Consider the following 19,519-nt stretch of genomic DNA (forward strand, 5'->3'; position numbering starts at 1 on the left):
CATACGCTTCTGCTGAAAGACGGGTTCAGACCAGGCCAGGCAGAAGCCCTCCAGGTGGGTCGATGGCCACGTACCCGTTTTCAATGTCAACCTGGGGTACCAGGGCTTCGACGAAGGGTATCAGCCCTTCCGCCTCCTCGTCGTCTTCTTTGGTGGTCATGCGGATCTGCAGCTGCTGCTGGGCTACGCCGTCCAGCACGTCGCTGACTTGGCCGACCACTCGTCCGGAGGGCTCGCCCAGAGAGTTGCCCGGAGCCATGCGAACCTCGAGCCCAATCAGATCCTCGGGATACCAGGCATCCTCCTGCGCCAGTTCCTGGGCTGGATCTGCCTGGACATACAGTTCAATGCCGTTCAGCGCTTCGGAGGCGTTCCTGTCTTCCACGCCTTTGAAGAGGACGATCCAACGCTGTTTGAAGCGCCGGGAGGAGACCACCGTGAAAACCTGTCCGTCCTTGGTCTGCAACTGGGAGTCGGGGGCGAAGCGCCGCTCAGGCTCGTCGGTGTAGGCATATACGTTGACCTCGCCCTTGAGTCCCTGTGCGCGGCCAATACGGCAGACCCTCAGCAACCTTCGCTGCTGAGGGTCCGGACCCTGCGGGTCATGATTGGTGGACCGGCTGGGGCTCACCGGCGCACGTCCATGATGTCGACGCGCACCTTGTGGTCTGCCAGCGCCTGGATCACGGTGCGGATGGCGTTGGCAGTCCTGCCGCCCCTGCCGATCACGCGGCCAATATCCTCGGGGTTGACCCGCACCCGCAACAGTTCTCCGCGAGAGTTCTCGTGGGACTTGACCGACACGTCATCGGGAAAGTCCACGATGTTCCTGATCAGGTGCTCAACGGCCTGTGCAAGCATGATAGCCGGTCCTTCCAATACTCAGTAAATGTGCCTTACTCAGCTGCCTGCTCGGCCTGGGCGGCATCTGCCGACTCATCGGCCTTGGGGGCTTCCTTCTCCGCCTGGGCCTTGGCCTTGGCGTCAGCCTCGGACTTGGCAGCCTTGAGCTTCTGAGCTTCGTTCTGTGCCTGCTCAATGCGGGCCTGGGCATCGATCTCGGCCTGGGGCACCTTCAGAGTGCCTTCCTTGCCGGGCAGATCCTTGAACTTCTGCCAGTCACCGGTGATCTTCAGAAGGTTGAAGACAGGGTCACTTGGCTGAGCGCCTACTCCCAGCCAGTACTGGGCGCGCTCGGAGTCGATCTTGATTGAAGAGGGCTGGGTGTTGGGATCGTAGGTGCCGATCTCCTCGATGACCTTGCCATCGCGCTTCTTGCGGGAATCGACCACGACCACGCGGTAGAAGGGGTAGAACTTCTTGCCCATTCTCTTCAGACGAATTCTGGTTGCCAAAACGGCTCTCCTTGGTACTTGGTGTGCCCGGCGGCGTCTCCATGTGGGGCATGGTGGCGCTCCTGGCGTGTTCCTCACGGCCGTCGGAATGAGAGGGCTCCTCCGGACATGAATAACAGCAAAAGTATACCTCAACCATAGGATTAAGGGTCTGCTGTGGCATATGCCTCAACAGACCCTTGGTTTGGTTTTCTCCAACCTGTTCCGACCTAGGTCTAGGCTTCGGCCTCCCTATAGACCGGGGCCTGGCTCTCGTCGTCCAGGATCAGGGTCATGGTTCGCTCAGGCAGGACCAAATGGATCCTTCGATAGAGAGGCTTGAATCCATAGTGGGTCACGGTAACCGAGCACTGGCCTTGGCTCTCCATGCGGATCTGATAGAGGTTGTAGGCCCCCTGCTCGTAGTCGAAGCTGTATCCGTCATCCTGATAGTGGGTGTAGTCGCCATGTTGGCCGAAGAGTCTGAACGTCATGGACTCCTCGGGCTGGTCGTCCATATGCTCCACCAGTCGACCCCAAGGCAGAACGGTGTCGGCCCTGACGAAGATCGGCAGCTGGTCCAGAGGAGCCTCAACCAAAATATCTCGTTGGCCGCCGAAAGTGACCATGGTACGCAGATCCACCCAGTCGCCCTTGGGCAGATAGACCATTCTTGAGACCTGCCCTTGCTCTACCACCGGTGCCACCAGAACCTGGTCGCCGACCATGTACTCATCGTTCAAGTTCCGGGTGCGCGCATCTTCTGGGTAATTCAGGACCAGGGGACGCATAACCGGCAGGCCGTCTTTCATCTGCTTGGCGAAGCAATCGTAGAGGTAGGGAATGAAGCGATACCTCAAGTGCAGGAAATGCCGGTAAATGTCTAGGACCTCAGGGCCAAAGACCCAAGGCTCCTGGTCTCGTGCCTGGAGTGCGGAATGGTTGCGCAGAAGCGGGCTGAAAATGCCGGCTTCGATCCATCGGGTCAGCAGCTCCGGGGTTGTATCGGCGCTGAATCCACCGATGTCGGCCCCGACAAAGCTGAATCCGCTCATCCCCATATTGCAGAGCTGAGGGATCGACATTTGCAGATGCGGCCAGAGGCTTTGGTTGTCGCCGGTCCAGACCGTTGAGTACTTCTGCGTTCCCGCGTAGGCCGCACGTGTGATGACGTAGGGCCGTCTGCCGGTGGCTTTTTTCAGGCCCTGATAGGTGGCCTTGGCCATGTTGTGGCCGTAGACATTGTTCATCCTGGCAAGGTCGGACTTCTGATCTTCATCGCTGAAGACGGTGTCTTCCGGTATCTCTCCGTCGAATACGGCGGGTTCGTTCATGTCTGTCCAGATGCCGGCTGCCCCGCTGTCGACCAGAAAACGGCAATGCCCGGCCCACCAGTCGCGGACTTCGGGTCGACCGAAGTCAGGGAATACGGACTTGCCGGGCCAGACCCTGTTGACATAGATGCTGCCGTCAGGGTTGGTCGCGAAGTACCCCTTATCCAGACCCTCCTGATAGATCGGATAGTCGGGATCCTCTTTGACTCCAGGATCCAGGATGGGGATGACTCTGACTCCCCGTCTTTTCATATCCGCCAGGAACCCGGCGGGATCCTTGAAGATATTCCTGTTCCAGGTGAAGACGCGGTAGCCGTCCATATAGTCGATGTCGAAGTGGACAGCTTCTAGGGGAAGGTGATACTTGGCGAAGGTGTCGACGATCTGCTCCACCCGGTCCTGGCTCATGCTGTAGCCCCAACGTGACTGTTGATAACCCAGCATCCAACGCTGGGGGAGAGGGACCCGGCCAGTCAGATAGGTATAGTTGGAGACCACCTCCTTCAAGGAGGAGCCGCCCAGTATGTAATAGTCCAGGTTTCCGTCGACAGCCGAGTAGAAGTAGTAGTCGGCGTTTTCCCTGCCCAGGTCAAGATGGCTCCGGTAGGTGTTGTCGAAGAAGATCCCCCAAGGGCGGCCTTTTTTCAGTCCGAACAGGACCGGGATGGACTTATAGAGGTTGGTGAAGGTCTCGATGTGCGGGCGCGGCTCATCATAATTCCAGTTGTCGTATTGATAGGACCGCTTGTTCAGATAGCCGGTCTTGTCGCCCAGGCCATAGAATTGCTCGTCTGGATCCAAGGCCTTGACTACCTGGTAGTAGTGATCCTCAGTCTGGCTCACGCCGGAAACTTCGTGGCCCTCGGCCCGCATGATGCTCTGGTGGGCGGCATCAATCGTCTTGGCGATGGGGCGCCTCTTGCCACGGTAGTCCAGGATCAATGGATTGCCCTGAGCGTCGAAGACGTCCAAGAGCAGGTCAGGTCCGACTTTGACGGTCAGCTGCCCTGTGGACAGTTCCAGATGGTCGCCGACCTCTTTCAGATCGAAGGGAGTCTCCACCTTCTTTTCGCCCTCGATGGCGTAGGAGTTGGTATGTCGTCCCCGGTCCTGAAAGACGCGGATGATTTGGTCCGTCAGCACGGTCAGGATCAATGCTCCCTGGTCGGAACTCAGGGTGATGGTCTGACCTTTCGCGGTGTAATGCAGGTTCGTCATGGCAGACGTTTTCCTTTCGTAATGTTGCTTAGGCCTCGTTGGATTCGGGTTCCCGGCTCTTGATGATGTCCATCAGGGCTGCGCCAATCAGCCAGGAGATGCCCCCGATTAGGAGCATGGTCGGCATCGATCTGCCCACCAGCGGGAAGATCGCGAAGCTGCTGACCGATGCAATTATCTGCGGGAGGCAGATGAAGATGTTGAAGAGCCCCATGTAGGCCCCGTCGTTGGCACCGTCGGTTTCCGTAGTGAAAATAGCGAAAGGTTCGGCATGCATGGTCAGGAAGCAGATGCCGATCAATGTGAAGGAGCCGATCAGTGCGTACTGGTTGTGGGAGAAAGCGGTCCAAATCATTCCCAGGCCGCCGCAGAGCAGCCCAATCCGGTACCAGAATTTGCGCTTGTACTGGCTGGTCCTGGACAGAACCAGGAATCCGTAGATGATGCCCACGATGGACTGGACGAAGGTGAGGATGCCATACCAGTTGCCGGCGGCCTGGAATCCCGCTGAGGAAGAGTCGGCCGTGTGCCAGACGTTTTGGGCGATGGCCCCGGTCGTGTAGGTCCAGAGGTACTGGACGCCGAAGTAGGCGAAGAACTGGATGACTGCAACCTGCCAGAATGTGCTGGGGGCCTCCTTGAGAAGGGTCCAGTAGGACTTCTGCGGCTTCTTCTCCTCATATTCGAAGTTGTGGTATTGGGCATAGGTCTTAGGATCGTATTCCTTGACCGAGAGGATGGTGTAGATGGAGGTGGCCAGAAGGACAGCCGCGGCGATGTAGAAGGAGAGTCGCACAGACATGGGGACCACTCCTTTCTTATCGATGTTGGCTATACCCAGCCCGGTCAGCAGGAAGGGGCAGAGGTTGGCCAGAACGCCTCCCAGATTGCTGAAGGACTGTTGCCAGGACCAGGCCTGGTCCTTCTGCTTCTCGTTGACCATGTCGCCGATGATCATGCGGAAAGGTTGCATGCAGGCGTTGTTGGACAGGTCCATAAGGACGATGGCTGCTGCTCCGAAGCACAGAGCAGTTACGGATCCGTAACCAAAACCAAAGGAACCGGAATTCGGCAGCAAGACCATGACGATGGCAGCCAGGGGAGCGGCCCAAAGCAGGATGGGCATCCGGCGGCCGAAGCGTGGGGACCAGTGTCCGTCAGAGAATCGTCCCAGGATTGGTTGAATGATCATTCCGATCAGGGGCGGCAGTATGAAGAAGAACCCAAGCTTGCTTGGGTCGGCACCCAGAGTCTGGAATATGCGGCTCATCTGTGAGGTCTGCAGGGAGAAGGCCATGTTGACGCCGCAGTAGCCGAAGGTGATGGCGAACATGGTCTTCATGGTGATATCCGGTAGCGAATGCCGTTTCTTGGTAGAGGCATCACTCGTCATTTGAGGTGCGCTCAAGGTATCTCCTTTGATCTTTTGTAAACAATTACTGTAAACGTTTACGGTATGAGTATACAGCCTCATTCATCTTTTTCATGCCCGGGCGTGTGGCTATGATGGCCGATGACGTAGAAACTGGGTCCGGCATGGGTTCGGCAGAGGGAAAGATGGAGGTCATGGCTGAAGCTTCCAGAGTGACCTTAAAGGACATAGCCCAGCGGTTGGGGCTGTCGACGGCTACCGTTTCGCGTTCCCTTTCCGACACCGGTGAACACAGGGATCAGACGGTACGCTTGGTCAAGGAGACGGCCAAGGAGATGGGGTACATCCGCAACACGGCAGCGGCCGACCTCGTTCAGGGCAAGAGCCATGCTTTGGCTGTCATCCTCTCCAACACCAAGACCAATTTCGATTCTTCAATCATCGAGGGGATCGAACAATCAGCTGCGGAACGGAACCTGGATGTGTTGATTCTCCATGCTGGCAACGCTGATCTGCAAGCCCAGCGGCGGGCCATCACCACTGCGGTAGAGCGTGCCGTCAGAGGAATTATTCTGGTCTCCCTCGAGCTCCAGGAGTCATTGATCGCCACCATAGAGCAGGTGGGAATGGATTGCATATCGCTCTCATCCTTTGTGGGCGGCGGACGGCTGCCCTGCATTACTTCAGATGACTATCAGATGGGGTATGAGGCCACGCAGTTTTTGATTGACCAAGGTCACCGACGGATCGGGTTGGCGGGCATTCCTAAGCATGGTTCAATCACTCTGCGCATCAGCGGGTACCGGCAGTGCCTGGAGGATAACAGCATCCCTTATAGGGAAAGTCTGGTTTTCCGTGGGGGATGTCTCTACCAGGATGGTATAGCCGCCATGAAGCGCTGTCTAAAGACGAAAGAACAGATCACTGCCCTTATCGGTGCCAGCGACCTGGTGGCTATGGGTGCCATCAACCAGGCCAGGGACCAGGGGTTGGATGTGCCCGGTGACGTGAGTGTCATGAGCTTTGACGGCACGGACATTGTAGAAATGGTCAGGCCCACCATAACCAGCGTCACCCAGGCCTTTTACCGTATGGGAGTGGAGGGAGTCAAGGCCCTGCTGTCCGGAGACAAGCCGGGTTCGCGTTTTCTGCCTTTCCGGATAATCAGCAGGCAGTCCACCGGACCGGGCCCTTGCCTGCACGGTGATCATAAGTGAGCAGCCTCTGCTCAGGCTCACAGGTGCAGTTGAGCCAAAAGGCCGCAGTGGTCGGTGTGCGGGACTTTCATGACCTTCATCGATTCGACCCTGATGCCTTGGCTGACCAGGATATGGTCGATTTCGATCAGCGGCGGTAGAAGTGCCTGGCAATGCGGAAAGGTCGGATGCGGCCCGCAACCTAGGGAAAGGGAGGCATCACGCAACCTGCCGGACTGCAGCATAGCGCGAAAGGTGGGGTGGTGCAGGTTGGCGTTGCAGTCGCCCATGATGACGGTGAATGCGGGCGATTCCATGTCTGGGGCGGCCGCCGTCTTTTCGTTGTTCAAGAGAGCCAGGCGCTCAATGCCTAAGCCCCATTGTCTGGCGCCGCGTTGGGGCGACTTGGGATGGACTGAAGCCACGCGGATTGTTCCAGCTTGGGTATGCAAAAGCATCAGAGGGACGGCTGAAGCTTCCAAATCAAGGCCTGACGGTTGATGCCATATGGGCTCCAGACGAGAGAAGAGGGCGTTCCTGCCGCCATTGTCATTCTGGGTCTGCGGCCCCTCCACCAGGTATGGCATGATCTGCCTCATCCCTGCTTTCTGAAGATGAGTCAGCAGCGTCGAGTTCACTTCCTGCAGGGCTAAAACGTCGACATCATGGCTTTGAACCTGCTCCATGATGGTCTGCGCATCCGCCTTGCCATAGCGGCAGTTTAGCGTCATTACTCTCAAGGAAAGGGCTGGATGGCTAGCGGCTGGAGCCCGGTCGCGAGTTTCTGTGTGGACCTGTGCTGAATCAGGCGTGACCTGATTGAGCTGGTTTGATTTGGGACTGTCTGCATAGGCATCTGCTTCATTACTAGTATCGGTGCGATGCCTATTGTTTGACAGTAGCCCAGTTCTGTGCCCCGAGCCCGTTGGAGAGGACAGGTGAAACCTGTACTGGAGTCTCCACAAGGTGACCAGAGTCAGCTCAATCAGGGCCAGGGCGGACTGTGGCCAGGCCTGGATCACAATGGCGCAGACCAAGATGGCCAACAGGGGAACGGCCAAGAGGTCGATCAGGGCGATCAGCTCTACCAGAGGGCGGTGCCAGTCAGTTCCGGCAGGGAGGAAGCGCAGGGCCATCCACAAGGCGATGAGCCCCAGGAGAATCCAGAGAAGGGTGTTCACGTGCCATTGTCTCCTGCAGGAGAGAGGGGTTTAGCGGCCGCCGAAGAGACCGCCCAGTCCGCCGCCAAGGTTGGGCGGCAGGTCCGGCAGGCCTTCAGGCATCTGCGGAGTTTCGGGGCGCTTGGCGAAGGCGGAGCCGCCGGAGGATTTGCCCTTGCCGGACAGGCGCTCGCGTAACGCCTTCTCTTCGGCCTCCCGCTTCATAGGATTGCCTGAACGGGAGCCCTTGCGGCCTTTCTTGCCCTTTTTGCCCTTCTTGCCGCCGCCAGCGCCCATGCCGCCCATGCCTGGGATCGAGCGGCTGCCATTGGTCATCCGCTTCATCATCTTGGCCGCCTGCTCGAACCGCTGCAGCAGGCCGTTGACAGCCGAGACCGTAGTGCCGGCGCCATAGGCGATCCGGGCCCGCCGCGAGCCGTCGATGATGCTGGGGTCGCGTCGCTCCTGGGGAGTCATCGACTGGATGATGGCCTGGGTCCGGTCCACTTCCTTCTCATCGAACTGCTCAAGCTCCTTGCGGTGCTGGGCCATGCCCGGGATCATGCCCAGGATGCTCTTGAAGGAACCCAGCTTGCGAACCTGCTGGAGCTGCTCCAGAAAGTCGTCCAAACCGAAGCTGCCCTCGGACATCTTCCCGGCGGCCTTGCGGGCCTCCTCCTCGTCGAACTGGCGCTGGGCCTGCTCGATCAGGGTCAGGATGTCACCCATGTCCAGAATGCGGGAGGCCATCCGGTCGGGGTGGAAGACCTCGAAGTCCTTGAGGCCCTCGCCGTTGGAGTCGAAGAGGATGGGCTTGCCGGTCACCGAGGCCACCGACAGGGCCGCACCGCCTCGGGCATCGCCGTCCAGCTTGGACAGGACCACGCCGGTGAAATCCACGCCCTGGTCGAAGGCCTTGGCTGTGGCGACTGCATCCTGGCCGATCATGGCATCGATGACGAAGAGGATCTCGTTGGGGTGGACGGCATCGCGGATATTGCGGGCCTGCTCCATCAGCTCCTGATCCACGCCCAGCCGACCGGCCGTATCAATGATGACCACGTCATAGAGCTTGTCCTTGGCCACCCTGATCGAGTCGGCTGCCACTTTGACCGGATCGCCTGTGACCTGCCCCGGGGCTGCCAGCTCGGATCCGCTGGTCTGCACGCCTGGCTCGGGTGCGTATACCGGCACTTCGGCGCGCTCGCCGACCACCTGGAGCTGGGTGACCGCATTGGGCCGCTGCAGGTCGGCCGCCACCAGCAGGGGGGTGTGGCCGGCATCCTTGAGCCAGTAGCCTAGTTTGCCGGCCAACGTGGTCTTGCCGGCACCCTGCAGGCCAGCCAGCATGATGACTGTGGGCGGATTCTTGGCGAAATTGAGCGGTCGATCCACTCCAGCGCCCAGGATGTCAGTCAGTTCGTCGTAGACGATGGAGACTACCTGCTGGGCCGGGTTCAGGGCCTTGGAGACCTCCTCGCCCAGGGCGCGTTCCCTGATGCGTCCGGTAAAGGATCGCACCACGTCCAGGGAGACATCGGCATCCAGGAGGGCGCGGCGGATCTCGCGGATTGTGCCGTCGATGTCGGCCTCGGTCAGCTTCCCCTTGGAACGCAGATGGGTGAAGGCCTGGGAGAGCCGGTCGGTCAAAGATGAAAATGCTGCCATAATGCCCCAAGTCTACCTGTCAGCCGGGAGATTGGCCGGCAGCTCCGTAAGGCCTGCGCCCTGAGCCTACCAGACGTAGGAGGTTCGGGAGAATTCGATATTGATGGGCGAACGGTTGTAGTGCTTTGACTGTTGAGAAGTACGGAAACAATGGTTGAACACGGGTGTATCGATCACAAGAAGGAGGGTGAGAGGGTCTGAGCAGCTATATAGAAGAAAGATATGAGTCTACTTTGTGTCTTCTTGACATGGTGCCCAACTAGCTTCTATACTGAATCGAAACGATTCGACATTTTGGTTGCATCGACGGCATGGTCAACGCCTGCACTACGCCCGGAGTCGAAACCTTTCGACATGTTGAATCGCAGTAGATGGATGCAAGGATGCAAGGAAGTTAGGAGCCATCATGAAGATCAGAAGAGGGATCGGGGCGGCCTTGGCCTTGGCCATGTCGATCCTGCCGCTGGCGGCCTGCGGATCGGGGGGCGATGCTCCCCAGGAAGCCCATCCGTCCAGCATCAAGATCTGGTACTACGAGGAGCCCAGCAGCGGTCAGGCCCGGGGCTGGCTGAAGGCTGCCGATATCTTTACCCGACAGACCGGCATCAAGGTGGATTTCGAGGTAAAGTCATTCACTCAGATTGCCCAGAATGGCAGCCAGTTCCTCAACTCGGACGACGCCCCGGACGTCATGGAGTCCAATCGCGGCAACGGCTCGGCCGGGGTCCTGTCCACCCTGCAGCTGCTGACCGACCTGAAGCCCTATGTACAGAAGTACGGCTGGGACAAGAAGGTGCGCGGCCAGGCGGCGGCAGTGGGCAAGTACGACAAGCGCGGCGTCATGGACGGGGATACCTGGTACGGGGTTTCCTCCTACGCGGAGATGCAGCGCGTCTACTACAACAAAGACTTGTTTGCCAAGTACAAGATTCCCATCCCGCAAACCTTTGACCAGTTCGTGGCAGCCCTCAAGGCCTTCAAGAGCCACGGCGTCACGCCCATAGCGGCCGATGCCCAGGAATATGGGGTGCTCTGGCTCTGGTGGCAGCTGGCCATGACCAAGGCCGATGCCCAATTCGTCGACGACTGGCAGCTCTACAAGCATCCAGTCAACTGGCGCAGCAAGCCGCTGACCTTCGCCACCAACACCATCCGTGACTGGATCGACAAGGGATATATCTCCAAGAACGCCACCGGCATGAAGGCCGAGGACACGACCACGGCATTCATCAAGGGGACCTATCCCATCTACCAGACCGGCACCTGGAACCAGACCCGCTTCATGGAGCAGGTCAAGGCTTTCGACTGGACGGCATCCATCTTCCCGGGGGCCAAGATGGTCGAGGGCTGCGCGGGCAACCTGCTGGTCATCCCGCAGAAGTCACGGCGTAAGGATGCCGCGGCCCGCTATATCAATGTGGTCCTGTCCAAGGAGGTTCAGAACTACATCGGCAACAAGGGTGGCGTGCCAGTGGCGGCTGACACGGCGGCTATTACCAACCCCAAGAGCCGTGATCTGGTCAATGAATACACCAAAGCCTCGGACGCCAGCCGGATGAGCTACTATCCCGACTACCCTGCGCCCAACCTGACCGACGCCATGCCGGCCGCCTTCCAAGAGCTGGTCAACGGCACCAAGAGCCCCGACCAGGTTTTGGACACCCTGCATAAGAACTACGACGACGGCGTCGCCCAGCTCGATCTCGATGACGACTGAGCTGCGTCAATCCGCCAAGGAGAGTACAAGCATGTCTGACACACATAGCAGGAAGAAGGCGCAGTCCCGCATCCCGGGCAGTGCGCCCTCGCGGTTCGTTCCTTATCTGATTCCCGGTCTGATAGGCATCGTGGCCATCGTCATCGTGCCCATCTTCTGGAACATCTATCTGAGCTTCACCCGCTGGAGGGGGGTGGGGCCGACCAAATGGGTGGGTCTGCGCAACTGGCGACGACTCATGGGCGACTCGACCTTCTGGGTCTCCTTCGGGCACACCCTCTGGATCATCGTGGCCATCGTCATCATCCCCACGGTTCTGGGCCTGCTGATCTCCTCGGCCCTGACTGACGTGATCCAGAAGAAGTTCGGCCCCCACACCTCCTCGACCCTGCGGGCCCTCTACTACCTGCCTCAGGTCCTGCCTGTGGCCGTGGCAACTATCATCATGGGCTGGATCTTCAGGCCTGAAGACGGTGCGGTCAATGACCTGCTGACCAAGATCGGCTTGGGCGGACTGGCCCACAACTGGCTGGGCTCGACCACCACGGCACTGCCCATCCTCATGGTCATCCTGATCTGGATCCAGCTGGGCTATCCCATCGTCATTTTCATGTCCGGACTGCAGCGGGTGGATCCCGAGCTCTACGAGGCGGCCAGCCTGGACGGGGCCAACTGGTGGCAGAAGTTCCGCGTCATCACCCTGCCCTCCATCATTCCCGAGCTCCTGGTGGTCATTCTCACGTCTACCATCGGTGCGCTGAAGACCTTCGCCCCGGTTTATTTGCTGACCAAGGGCGGGCCCGGCACCTCCACTATGGTTCCCTCCTACTACTCCTACAACCAGTTCTTCCAGGTGCAGCAGGTGGGCTACGGTGCCGCCATCTCGACATCCCTGACCGTGGTCATCGTCATCTTCTCCATCGTCTTCACCATCGTGCAGAAGCGCGTGCAAAAGAACATCGCCTGAGGAAGGCTAGGAAGCACATCATGAATAATCAAGCCACACTGCAAGCCGACGCCCGGGTGTCCTCCCGGCACGCCCATAGAATCCGCACCTGGGGGGACTGGGCCGGTCTGATCCTGCTGATTGCCGGAGCCGTAATCATGCTCTTCCCCCTGCTGATCCTGGTCCTGAACGCTTTCAAGACTACGGCTGACTACAACGCCACGGGTCCCCTGTCCGTGCCTGCCCACTTCAGCATGGATGGCATCATCTCCTTCTGGAACAAGAGCAATTTCCCGCTCAAGCTGGGCAACTCCCTGCTGATTTCCCTGGTAGTGGCCGTTGTCGGGGTCCTGCTTTCGGTCCTCAACTCCTTCGCTCTGGGCATCGGCAGGGTCAAGGGCAACACGGTCATCCTCCTGTTCATCATGCTGGCCAACATGGTCCCCCAGGAGGCCCTGCTCTATCCGCTCTACGTCATGTTCAAATGGATGGGCTTCTACAACTCCCAGTGGTCCATCATCATCATCTTCACCATCATCCAGAGCGCCTACGGCACCTACCTGCTCTCCTCGGTCTACGGTACCTTCCCCCAGGCCATCCTGGAAGCGGCCACCGTCGATGGGGCCTCGCGCTGGCAGATTCTGCGCAAGATCGTACTGCCGGTGTCCTGGTCGACCATCAGCGTCCTCTTCGTCTTCTTCTTCATCTGGACCTGGAACGAGTACATGATCCCCATGGCCTTCCTGATGAGCGAGAAGACGCAGACCATACCGCTGGCCCTGGCGACCATGCAGGGGCAGCACACCATGGCTGCCACCGACCTGGCATCCGCCTCCCTGCTCAGCATCATCCCCACCATCATCTTCTTCATCTTCTTCCAGAGGAAGCTCTCGCAGGGGATAGTGGCAGGTGCTGTCAAGTAATCGCCGCTGCACAAGTACACTGAACATGGCCGCCCGCTGCAAGAGGGCAGAGGAGGGGAGCGGGCGGCCCGAACATGAAAGGCAACCACAACCATGGGTATGACCATGCCGAACTTCACCAACGGTCTTGAGGCGCTGACTCGCCCATCCACAGACCGCACCCGTTGCATCAACGCCGAGAACCCTCGGGGAGGCAAGGGCAGTGCAGCTATGACTGCAAGCAATCTCGGTCCATCCAGAAAAGGAACCCCATGCCTGAGGAACATCCCTCCTGGGCAGGACATGGTTCTAGCCGACCTGTCCGGCGCGGGCGAGATCCGTCATATCTGGATGACCGTGACCGATGCCACTTCGCCTACCGGGCCCAACGTCCTGCGCAATCTGATTCTGGAATGTTACTGGGATGGGGAACAGACACCCTCAGTCTGCGTGCCTTTGGGCGACTTCTTCTGCTGTGGCCACGCCCAGGCCTGCCGGGTGGAGTCCGTGCCTGTAGCCGTCTACCCACGCCGGGGCTTCAACTGCTACTGGCCCATGCCTTTCCATCACGGGGCCCGGATCGTCCTGCGCAACCGCCACAACGAGCCCATCGAGGCCTTCTTTTACCAGATCGACTATGTGGAAAAGGACGAGCTGCCCGAGCAGGTAATGACCTTCCATGCCCAGTGGCGCCGTCAGCGGGTCACCGAACTGGGTCAGGACTATGTGATCCTGGACGGAGTACATGGCCGGGGCTCCTACGTGGGCACCTATCTGGCTCTGACTGCCCTGGAGAGCCGCTGGTGGGGCGAGGGCGAGGTCAAGGTCTACCTGGACGGGGACAAGGACTATCCCACTTGGTGCTCCACGGGCAGCGAGGACTACTTCGGCGGTGCCTGGAGCTTTGCCGGGCAGGATCCGGATGGTCGTATGCACGAGGTCACCTACAGCGGGGCCTACATGGGATTTCCCTTCCATTCCAGGCAGTTGGACAATCGCGAATCCCAGTACTGGGATGCCGATACCCCGGTGACCAGAGGATTCTATCGTTGGCACATTCCCGACCCCATTATTTTCGCGAGCGATATCAAGGTGACCTTGCAGCAGATAGGCGTGGACGAACAGGGCTACTTCGAACGTCAAGATGACCTGGCCAGTGTGGCCTATTGGTACCAACAGGAGCCTCACCAGCCCTTCCCGCACCATGTGCTGGAGACAGGGGAGAGGGACCGTCGGCCACGCTGAGTGGCGGCTCGGGCGGACTCCGGCTTCTATCGGCTGATGGAGGAGCGGTCGATCAGCTTGGGACGCTCCAGTTGGACTCGGCCGGCCAGGGAAGCCCCCTCCTCCACAGCCTGGGTCAGCAGATCCGCAGCCTTGGCACACAGTGAGCGGGGGGTAAGGGGCATCTCTGAGATGCCTTGAAGCTCAAGAGTGGGGCTGACCTTGCCTGCGGCGCAAGACAGAACGGCCACGTCATCAGGAATACTCATGCCGTCCGAGCGCATGCGAATCACCACGGTGTCCAGCAGGGAGGGGCGGATCTGGCTGATCAGGCCATCGATGCGGCCGTGATGGATAAGATCCAGCACCTGCTGGGTATAGGCCAAATCGCTGCCGGTAGGTCCCGGCTGAAGCTGCAGATCCATGCCCAAGCGGCAGGCCCAAGTCTTGAGACTGCGTAGCAGGATAAGGCGGAAGCCGGAACCGCGCCGGTATTCGCCCTCGAGATCCTCCAGAAAGAGCAGGCGTTTGCATCCCGCCCGGGCCATGGCTTCCACCGCCATGCGGCCCATCAGTTCGAAGTCCAAATCCACACAGGCGCAGGCTGCGTGCTGCTGAGGCACTCCCAAGGCCACGCAGGGGCGTCCGTATGAGGCGGCCTGGGCGGCGCGTATGTCATCGTCCACCAGATCCATCAGGACCACGCCGTCGGCCAGATTGCTGCGGGTGACCCGCCGAATATCTTCGACGCCGTTTTCGGCGGTCAGCAGCAGGGAGTCATAGCCACGGGCATGCTCGCAGCTGGCCATCTCGATGAAGTAATCTGCGTAGGAGGCCCGGTTCTGCCCGGGGCGCAGGGGGGCGCTCAGGGCGACAATCTGATTGCGCTTGGCCCGCAGCATTCGGGCACCGGCATCCGGGGCGTAGTCCAGTTCGTCGGCGGCTTGCATGATCCGCTGGTAGGTTTCCGGAGAGACGGGACGCTTGCCAGAGAAGGCATAAGAGACTGTGCTGACCGAGACTCCGGCCCTTCTGGCGACATCGCGTATATCGGACATGAGGTCAGCGGTTCAGATCCCAGGTGCTGCCAGCGGGTGTGTCCGCCACGGTCACGCCGGCCGCCGTCAGCTGATCCCTGATGGCATCGGCCCGGGCGAAGTCATGATCCTTTCGTGCTTGATCGCGTTCCTTCAACTGCTGGCCTACCAAGGCATCCAGGGTGTTCATGGCTTGATCGTCATGGTCGGCTGCAGCCCCGGCCCAGTGGGGATCGAGGGGATCAAGGCCGAAGACATCCAGCATGGTTCTGACCTGGAGCAGGGCATTAGCCAGCCACTTCCGATCCAGAGCATTCGGATCCGCATCCATGGCCGCGTTGGCTTGACGGATCAGTGCATAGAGGGCGGCCAGGCCGCCTGAGACGTTGATGTCGTCATTCATGGCCTGCACAAAGTCCTCCGGCAGATCATCCGCGCTCAGTCCAGCCACGCGGGCACGCTCGGGCTGTGCGCCCAGGATCCGCCCGGCCCGGTCCACGAAGTTGCGGATGCGCTCATAGGCGCCCTCGGCCTCCTGCAGGGACTGGTCGGACCATTCCAGCATGGACCGGTACTGCACCGAGACCAGGGCGTAGCGCACCACCCAGGCCGGATGCTGCGAAAGCACCTGGTCCACGGACAGCCCGTTGCCCAGGGACTTGCTCATCTTCTCGCCCTTCTGGGTCACCCAGGCCGTGTGCATCCACCGATGGGCGAATCCCCAGCCGGCTGCGTGCGACTGGGCCATCTCGTTCTCGTGGTGGGGGAAGCGCAGGTCCAGGCCGCCTCCGTGGATGTCGAACTCCGCGCCCAGATAGCGGTGGCTCATGGCCGAGCATTCCAGGTGCCAGCCCGGCCGACCTGTGCCGAAGGGTGTTTGCCAACGAGCCGTGGGTGGATCGGTGGGCTTGGGCGCTTTCCAAAGTGCGAAGTCGCGGGGGTCGCGCTTGCCGGGCTCCTCATCGGGGTCGGCAGCTTGCTCATCGGTGTCGATGCTGGGTCCCAGCCGGTCGTTGGCGGCGGCCTGTTCGTCAGCGGGCTGGGTGCCGGTCTGCTGGTGGGTCAGGGCACCATACTCGGGCCAGGAAGCCACGTCGAAGTAGACGTTGCCTGATGGGCGGCCCTGTTCGTCGGGCACCACATAGGCGTGGCCGCGGTCGATGATGCGCTGGATCAGGTCGATCATCTCGGGGATGTGCCCGGTAGCTCGGGGCTCGTAGGTGGGTGGCAGGGCTCCCATGGTCTCATAGGCATGGGTGAATTCGCGCTCGTAGATGTAGGCCCGCTCCCACCAGCGCTGGCCGTTGGCCGCCGCCTTGGTCAGGATCTTGTCGTCGATATCAGTCACGTTGCGGATCAGGGTCACCTGGTAGCCCAGCCTGAGCAGCCAGCGTCGGATCACGTCGAAGGCCAAGGTGGTCCTGATATGGCCGATGTGGGGCGAGCTCTGCACCGTGGCCCCGCACACGTAGATGCCAACCTTGCCCGGTTCGATAGGCCGGAAGGGGGTCACCTGGTGACCAGCTGTGTCATACAGACGCAGACCAGCTGCGGCCAGGCTGACTGAAGCCTTGGAATCATGCGGTTGCGAACTCGTATCCATATCCTTGAGCCTACCAAGGCTTGCTGACTGCCCAGGGGGAAATGCCGAGCCTGCAGACCCGGTCCGATGGCATGTGTGCAAGAATGGAATCATGGCGAAACCTAGGGTGCTGGTGGTCCAGCATGTGGATTGGGAGAAGCCGGGTCGCATTCTCGACAACCTCCAGGAGTGCGGGCTGGATACCGAGATCACCAATATCGTGGATGAGAAGAAGCCCAAGCTGCCGCGCTCGCGTGAGTTGGCGGGACTGGTCATCATGGGCGGGCCCATGTCGGCTGACGACTATGCGCATCACCCCGGACTCAAGGCAGAGACCAAGCTGGCCAAGGCGGCGATGGCTGCCAACAAGCCCATTCTGGGGATTTGCCTGGGTCATCAGATTTTGGCGCGGGCCCTGGGAGGCACCCTGATGCGGGATCAGGATCCCGAATATGGCATGGGCCCCATCCGCTGGGTGGGGCAGGACGACGACGTGGCCATGTGGAGCAAGAACACGGATGTGCTGCACTGGCACGCCGACCAGGTCACCCTCCCGCCAGGGGCCAAGCTTCTGGCCCGCTCCCAGGCAACCAAGGTTCAGGCTTTTCGGCTTGGATCGGCCTTGGGCCTGCAGTTCCACCTGGAGGTGACGGCGCCCATTTTCGAGGAGTGGATGCAGGTGCCGAGCATGGTTGGCACGATGAAGAAGTCCAAGATCGCTAAAATGCGCGAAGAATTTATCAAAGGGATGCCGCAGATGCAGCCTCTGGCCGATGCCATCTTCTCTGCCTTTGCGGCCAGGTGCTCGACTCAGGCCGCCCAGCTAGCTGCCGCCTGAGGCTACTCCAGCTCCTCCCCGATGGTCAGCCACTCCTCCTCTAGCTGGTCCGACTGTCCGGTCAGATCCTTGAGCTTGCTGTTGAGCTCGTTGAGACCCTGGTAGTCGCCTGGGTCGTGCTCAGCCATCTGTCGCTCAAGTTCCTTGCGTTGATCAGCCAGCTTGGCCAGCTTGCGTTCGATGGCGGAGGCCTGCTTGTTAAGATTTCGCCTGGCAACACGTTCGGCCTTGGCCTGATTATGATTCCCGGTCTCCTTGGCTGATGCCTGGCCCGGCGCATCCGCAGCTTCCCGGTCGGCCGATTCGACCATGTCCAGGTAGTCTTGGATGCCGCCGGGCAGGTGAACCACCTTGCCGTTGATCAGGGCGAACTGCTGGTCGGTCACCCGCTCCAGCAGGTAGCGGTCGTGGGAGACCACGATCAGAGTGCCCGGCCACGAATCCAGCATGTCTTCCATGACGGCCAGCATGTCGGTGTCCAGGTCGTTGCCTGGCTCGTCCATGACCAGCACGTTGGGCTCGTCCAGCAGGATGAGCAGGAGCTGCATGCGGCGCTTCTGTCCGCCGGACAGGTCGCCTATTCTGGTCATCAGCTGGGAGCTTTCAAAGCCCAGGCGCTCCATCAGTTGGCTCGGGGACACCTCCTTGCCCTCCACCAGATAGGTGGGCTTGTAGCGGCTAAGGACCTCTTTGATCCGATAGCGGCCCAGCTTCTCCAGTTCATCCAGACGCTGGGTCAGCACCGCGAAGCGGACCGTCTTGCCCACCTTGACGTGTCCTGCCGTGGGAGCCACGCTGCCGTCAATCAGACCTAGCAGGGTGGACTTGCCCGCTCCGTTGGCGCCTACGATGCCGAATCGGTCGCCGGGGCCGATCAGCCAGGTCACGTCGTCCAGGACCTTGTGTCCGCTGATGGTGAGGGTGTCGGCTGCCGCAGTGCCCGGACGGTCCTTGCCGGGATCGGCGGCCACGGTCACCGAGCCCATCAGTGGGCGCTCGGCATGAGGGGAGGGGACCCGGTCGTTCTTGTTTCCATCGGCATCGGAGTCGGCCCCTGGATAGATCTTGGTCACGTCGACCAGGTCCACCACCTGCTTGCCCAGGCGTGAGGTGGCCATCCGCTTGAGTTCCAGGCTGTTGCGCATGGGCGGCACGTCGGCGATCAGCTCCTGCGCGGCCTTGACATGGAATTTCTGCTTGGTCGACCGGGCCCGGGCTCCTCGGGTCAGCCAGGCCAGTTCCTTGCGGGCCAGGTTGCGGCGCTTGGTCTCGGCCAGATCCGCCTGGCGCTCGCGCTCCACCCGCTGGAGCATGTAGGCGCTGTAGCCGCCCTCGAAGGGGTCGATGGTTCCGTCATGCACCTCCCACATGGAGGTGCAGACTTCGTCCAGGAACCAGCGGTCGTGGGTGACCAGCAGGAGGGCTCCGGAATTCTTGGCCCAGCGGTTCTTCAGATGCTCGGCCAGCCAATGGATGGTGAGCAGATCCAGATGATTGGTCGGCTCATCCAGGGCCAGGATGTCCCAATCCTGAAGCAGCAGCCGGGCCAGATCCACCCTGCGGCGCTGACCGCCGGACAGGGTGCCCACCTTGGCCTCCAGCTCCATGCCCCCCAGAAGGGACTCGACGATCTCGCGGGATCTGGGGTCGGCAGCCCATTCGTAGTCTTGTCGATTCTCCAGGGCCGCCTTGCGGACCGTGTCCTCGTCCTTCAGGGGATCACGTTGGTCCAGCATGCCGAAGGTGAGACCATTGCGCATGGTCACCCGGCCCTGTTCGGGTTCCTGGGTGCCGTTCAGCAGGTGCAGCAGGGTGGACTTGCCGTCGCCGTTTCGGCCCACGATGCCGATACGATCACCCTCGAAGATGCCCTGCGTCACATCCGTAAAGATGGTTTTGGTGGCGAAGGATAGAGCGACGTGTTCCAGACCGAGATCATAGATGGGCATGATTCCCCAATCTACCGCCAGCCTTGGATGGAATGAGCTCTG

General features: G+C 60.4%; 16 protein-coding genes. 6 read left to right on the plus strand and 10 right to left on the minus strand.

What is annotated here, in order from left to right; all coding sequences use genetic code 11:
* Positions 1-25: 25 nt before the first annotated feature.
* The 5 genes from rimM to RAM15_RS01295 all read right to left on the minus strand — a co-directional run bounded on the left by rimM (position 26) and on the right by RAM15_RS01295 (position 5,294).
* Positions 26-631 (minus strand): ribosome maturation factor RimM, encoded by a 606-nt coding sequence (gene rimM / locus RAM15_RS01275; RefSeq protein WP_306221728.1) that lies wholly within the window; start codon positions 629-631, stop codon positions 26-28.
* Complete coding sequence (locus RAM15_RS01280; protein ID WP_015021362.1) at positions 628-861, minus strand: RNA-binding protein; 234 nt, start codon at positions 859-861, stop codon at positions 628-630. Before RAM15_RS01280 ends, rimM begins: the two co-directional genes overlap by 4 nt.
* A gap of 35 nt (positions 862-896) precedes the next feature.
* Positions 897-1,355, minus strand: coding sequence for a 30S ribosomal protein S16 (gene rpsP, locus RAM15_RS01285; RefSeq protein ID WP_045923945.1), 459 nt, complete (start codon positions 1,353-1,355; stop codon positions 897-899).
* A gap of 215 nt (positions 1,356-1,570) precedes the next feature.
* Positions 1,571-3,886: a glycoside hydrolase family 31 protein gene (locus tag RAM15_RS01290; RefSeq protein WP_306221729.1), complete on the minus strand. Its 2,316-nt coding sequence runs from the start codon at positions 3,884-3,886 to the stop codon at positions 1,571-1,573.
* A gap of 28 nt (positions 3,887-3,914) precedes the next feature.
* Positions 3,915-5,294: an SLC45 family MFS transporter gene (locus RAM15_RS01295; RefSeq protein ID WP_306221730.1), complete on the minus strand. Its 1,380-nt coding sequence runs from the start codon at positions 5,292-5,294 to the stop codon at positions 3,915-3,917.
* A 158-nt stretch (positions 5,295-5,452) separates the two neighbouring features.
* Here RAM15_RS01295 and RAM15_RS01300 point away from each other — a divergent pair, with 158 nt between their 5' ends.
* Positions 5,453-6,475 (plus strand): LacI family DNA-binding transcriptional regulator, encoded by a 1,023-nt coding sequence (locus tag RAM15_RS01300; protein ID WP_045924248.1) that lies wholly within the window; start codon positions 5,453-5,455, stop codon positions 6,473-6,475.
* A gap of 17 nt (positions 6,476-6,492) precedes the next feature.
* On the opposite strand, the gene RAM15_RS01305 is transcribed toward RAM15_RS01300, so the two are convergent.
* Positions 6,493-7,635: an endonuclease/exonuclease/phosphatase family protein gene (locus RAM15_RS01305; protein ID WP_306221731.1), complete on the minus strand. Its 1,143-nt coding sequence runs from the start codon at positions 7,633-7,635 to the stop codon at positions 6,493-6,495.
* 30 nt (positions 7,636-7,665) lie between these two features.
* A complete protein-coding gene (gene ffh / locus RAM15_RS01310) occupies positions 7,666-9,282 on the minus strand; it encodes a signal recognition particle protein (RefSeq protein WP_306221732.1) in 1,617 nt (538 codons plus the stop codon).
* Between the two features lie 406 nt (positions 9,283-9,688).
* Here ffh and RAM15_RS01315 point away from each other — a divergent pair, with 406 nt between their 5' ends.
* The 4 genes from RAM15_RS01315 to RAM15_RS01330 all read left to right on the plus strand — a co-directional run bounded on the left by RAM15_RS01315 (position 9,689) and on the right by RAM15_RS01330 (position 14,092).
* Entirely contained in the window at positions 9,689-10,999 is a 1,311-nt protein-coding gene (locus tag RAM15_RS01315; protein ID WP_101431937.1) for an ABC transporter substrate-binding protein, read from the plus strand.
* A 31-nt stretch (positions 11,000-11,030) separates the two neighbouring features.
* Positions 11,031-11,966 carry a carbohydrate ABC transporter permease gene (locus RAM15_RS01320; RefSeq protein WP_306221733.1) on the plus strand — a complete coding sequence of 312 codons (936 nt, stop codon included), beginning with the start codon at positions 11,031-11,033 and terminating at the stop codon, positions 11,964-11,966.
* 20 nt (positions 11,967-11,986) lie between these two features.
* Positions 11,987-12,868, plus strand: a complete 882-nt coding sequence (locus RAM15_RS01325; protein ID WP_306221734.1) for a carbohydrate ABC transporter permease — start codon at positions 11,987-11,989, stop codon at positions 12,866-12,868.
* 93 nt (positions 12,869-12,961) lie between these two features.
* Positions 12,962-14,092 carry a glycoside hydrolase family 172 protein gene (locus RAM15_RS01330; protein ID WP_372338663.1) on the plus strand — a complete coding sequence of 377 codons (1,131 nt, stop codon included), beginning with the start codon at positions 12,962-12,964 and terminating at the stop codon, positions 14,090-14,092.
* A gap of 26 nt (positions 14,093-14,118) precedes the next feature.
* Here the strand turns inward: RAM15_RS01330 and RAM15_RS01335 are convergent, their stop codons facing one another.
* Positions 14,119-15,129 (minus strand): LacI family DNA-binding transcriptional regulator, encoded by a 1,011-nt coding sequence (locus RAM15_RS01335; protein ID WP_306221735.1) that lies wholly within the window; start codon positions 15,127-15,129, stop codon positions 14,119-14,121.
* Between the two features lie 4 nt (positions 15,130-15,133).
* A complete protein-coding gene (cysS, locus tag RAM15_RS01340; protein WP_306221736.1) occupies positions 15,134-16,711 on the minus strand; it encodes a cysteine--tRNA ligase in 1,578 nt (525 codons plus the stop codon).
* A gap of 91 nt (positions 16,712-16,802) precedes the next feature.
* Between cysS and RAM15_RS01345 the strand changes: the two genes are divergently transcribed.
* Positions 16,803-17,528, plus strand: a complete 726-nt coding sequence (locus RAM15_RS01345; RefSeq protein ID WP_306221737.1) for a type 1 glutamine amidotransferase — start codon at positions 16,803-16,805, stop codon at positions 17,526-17,528.
* A 2-nt stretch (positions 17,529-17,530) separates the two neighbouring features.
* Here the strand turns inward: RAM15_RS01345 and RAM15_RS01350 are convergent, their stop codons facing one another.
* Positions 17,531-19,477 carry an ABC-F family ATP-binding cassette domain-containing protein gene (locus RAM15_RS01350; protein ID WP_306221738.1) on the minus strand — a complete coding sequence of 649 codons (1,947 nt, stop codon included), beginning with the start codon at positions 19,475-19,477 and terminating at the stop codon, positions 17,531-17,533.
* Between the last annotated feature and the right edge of the window lie 42 nt (positions 19,478-19,519).

This window comes from Bifidobacterium asteroides (assembly GCF_030758775.1).
Classification (GTDB): Bacteria; Actinomycetota; Actinomycetes; order Actinomycetales; family Bifidobacteriaceae; genus Bombiscardovia; species Bombiscardovia kimbladii.

Coding starts and splice junctions, on each gene's coding strand:
- RAM15_RS01325 (WP_306221734.1), top strand. CDS start 11,987: ATGAATAATCAAGCCACACTGCAAGCCGACGCCCGGGTGTCCTCCCGG.
- RAM15_RS01320 (WP_306221733.1), top strand. CDS start 11,031: ATGTCTGACACACATAGCAGGAAGAAGGCGCAGTCCCGCATCCCGGGC.
- RAM15_RS01330 (WP_372338663.1), top strand. CDS start 12,962: ATGGGTATGACCATGCCGAACTTCACCAACGGTCTTGAGGCGCTGACT.
- RAM15_RS01335 (WP_306221735.1), bottom strand. CDS start 15,129: ATGTCCGATATACGCGATGTCGCCAGAAGGGCCGGAGTCTCGGTCAGC.
- ffh (WP_306221732.1), bottom strand. CDS start 9,282: ATGGCAGCATTTTCATCTTTGACCGACCGGCTCTCCCAGGCCTTCACC.
- RAM15_RS01290 (WP_306221729.1), bottom strand. CDS start 3,886: ATGACGAACCTGCATTACACCGCGAAAGGTCAGACCATCACCCTGAGT.
- RAM15_RS01300 (WP_045924248.1), top strand. CDS start 5,453: ATGGCTGAAGCTTCCAGAGTGACCTTAAAGGACATAGCCCAGCGGTTG.
- RAM15_RS01315 (WP_101431937.1), top strand. CDS start 9,689: ATGAAGATCAGAAGAGGGATCGGGGCGGCCTTGGCCTTGGCCATGTCG.
- RAM15_RS01350 (WP_306221738.1), bottom strand. CDS start 19,477: ATGCCCATCTATGATCTCGGTCTGGAACACGTCGCTCTATCCTTCGCC.
- RAM15_RS01345 (WP_306221737.1), top strand. CDS start 16,803: ATGGCGAAACCTAGGGTGCTGGTGGTCCAGCATGTGGATTGGGAGAAG.
- RAM15_RS01280 (WP_015021362.1), bottom strand. CDS start 861: ATGCTTGCACAGGCCGTTGAGCACCTGATCAGGAACATCGTGGACTTT.
- cysS (WP_306221736.1), bottom strand. CDS start 16,711: ATGGATACGAGTTCGCAACCGCATGATTCCAAGGCTTCAGTCAGCCTG.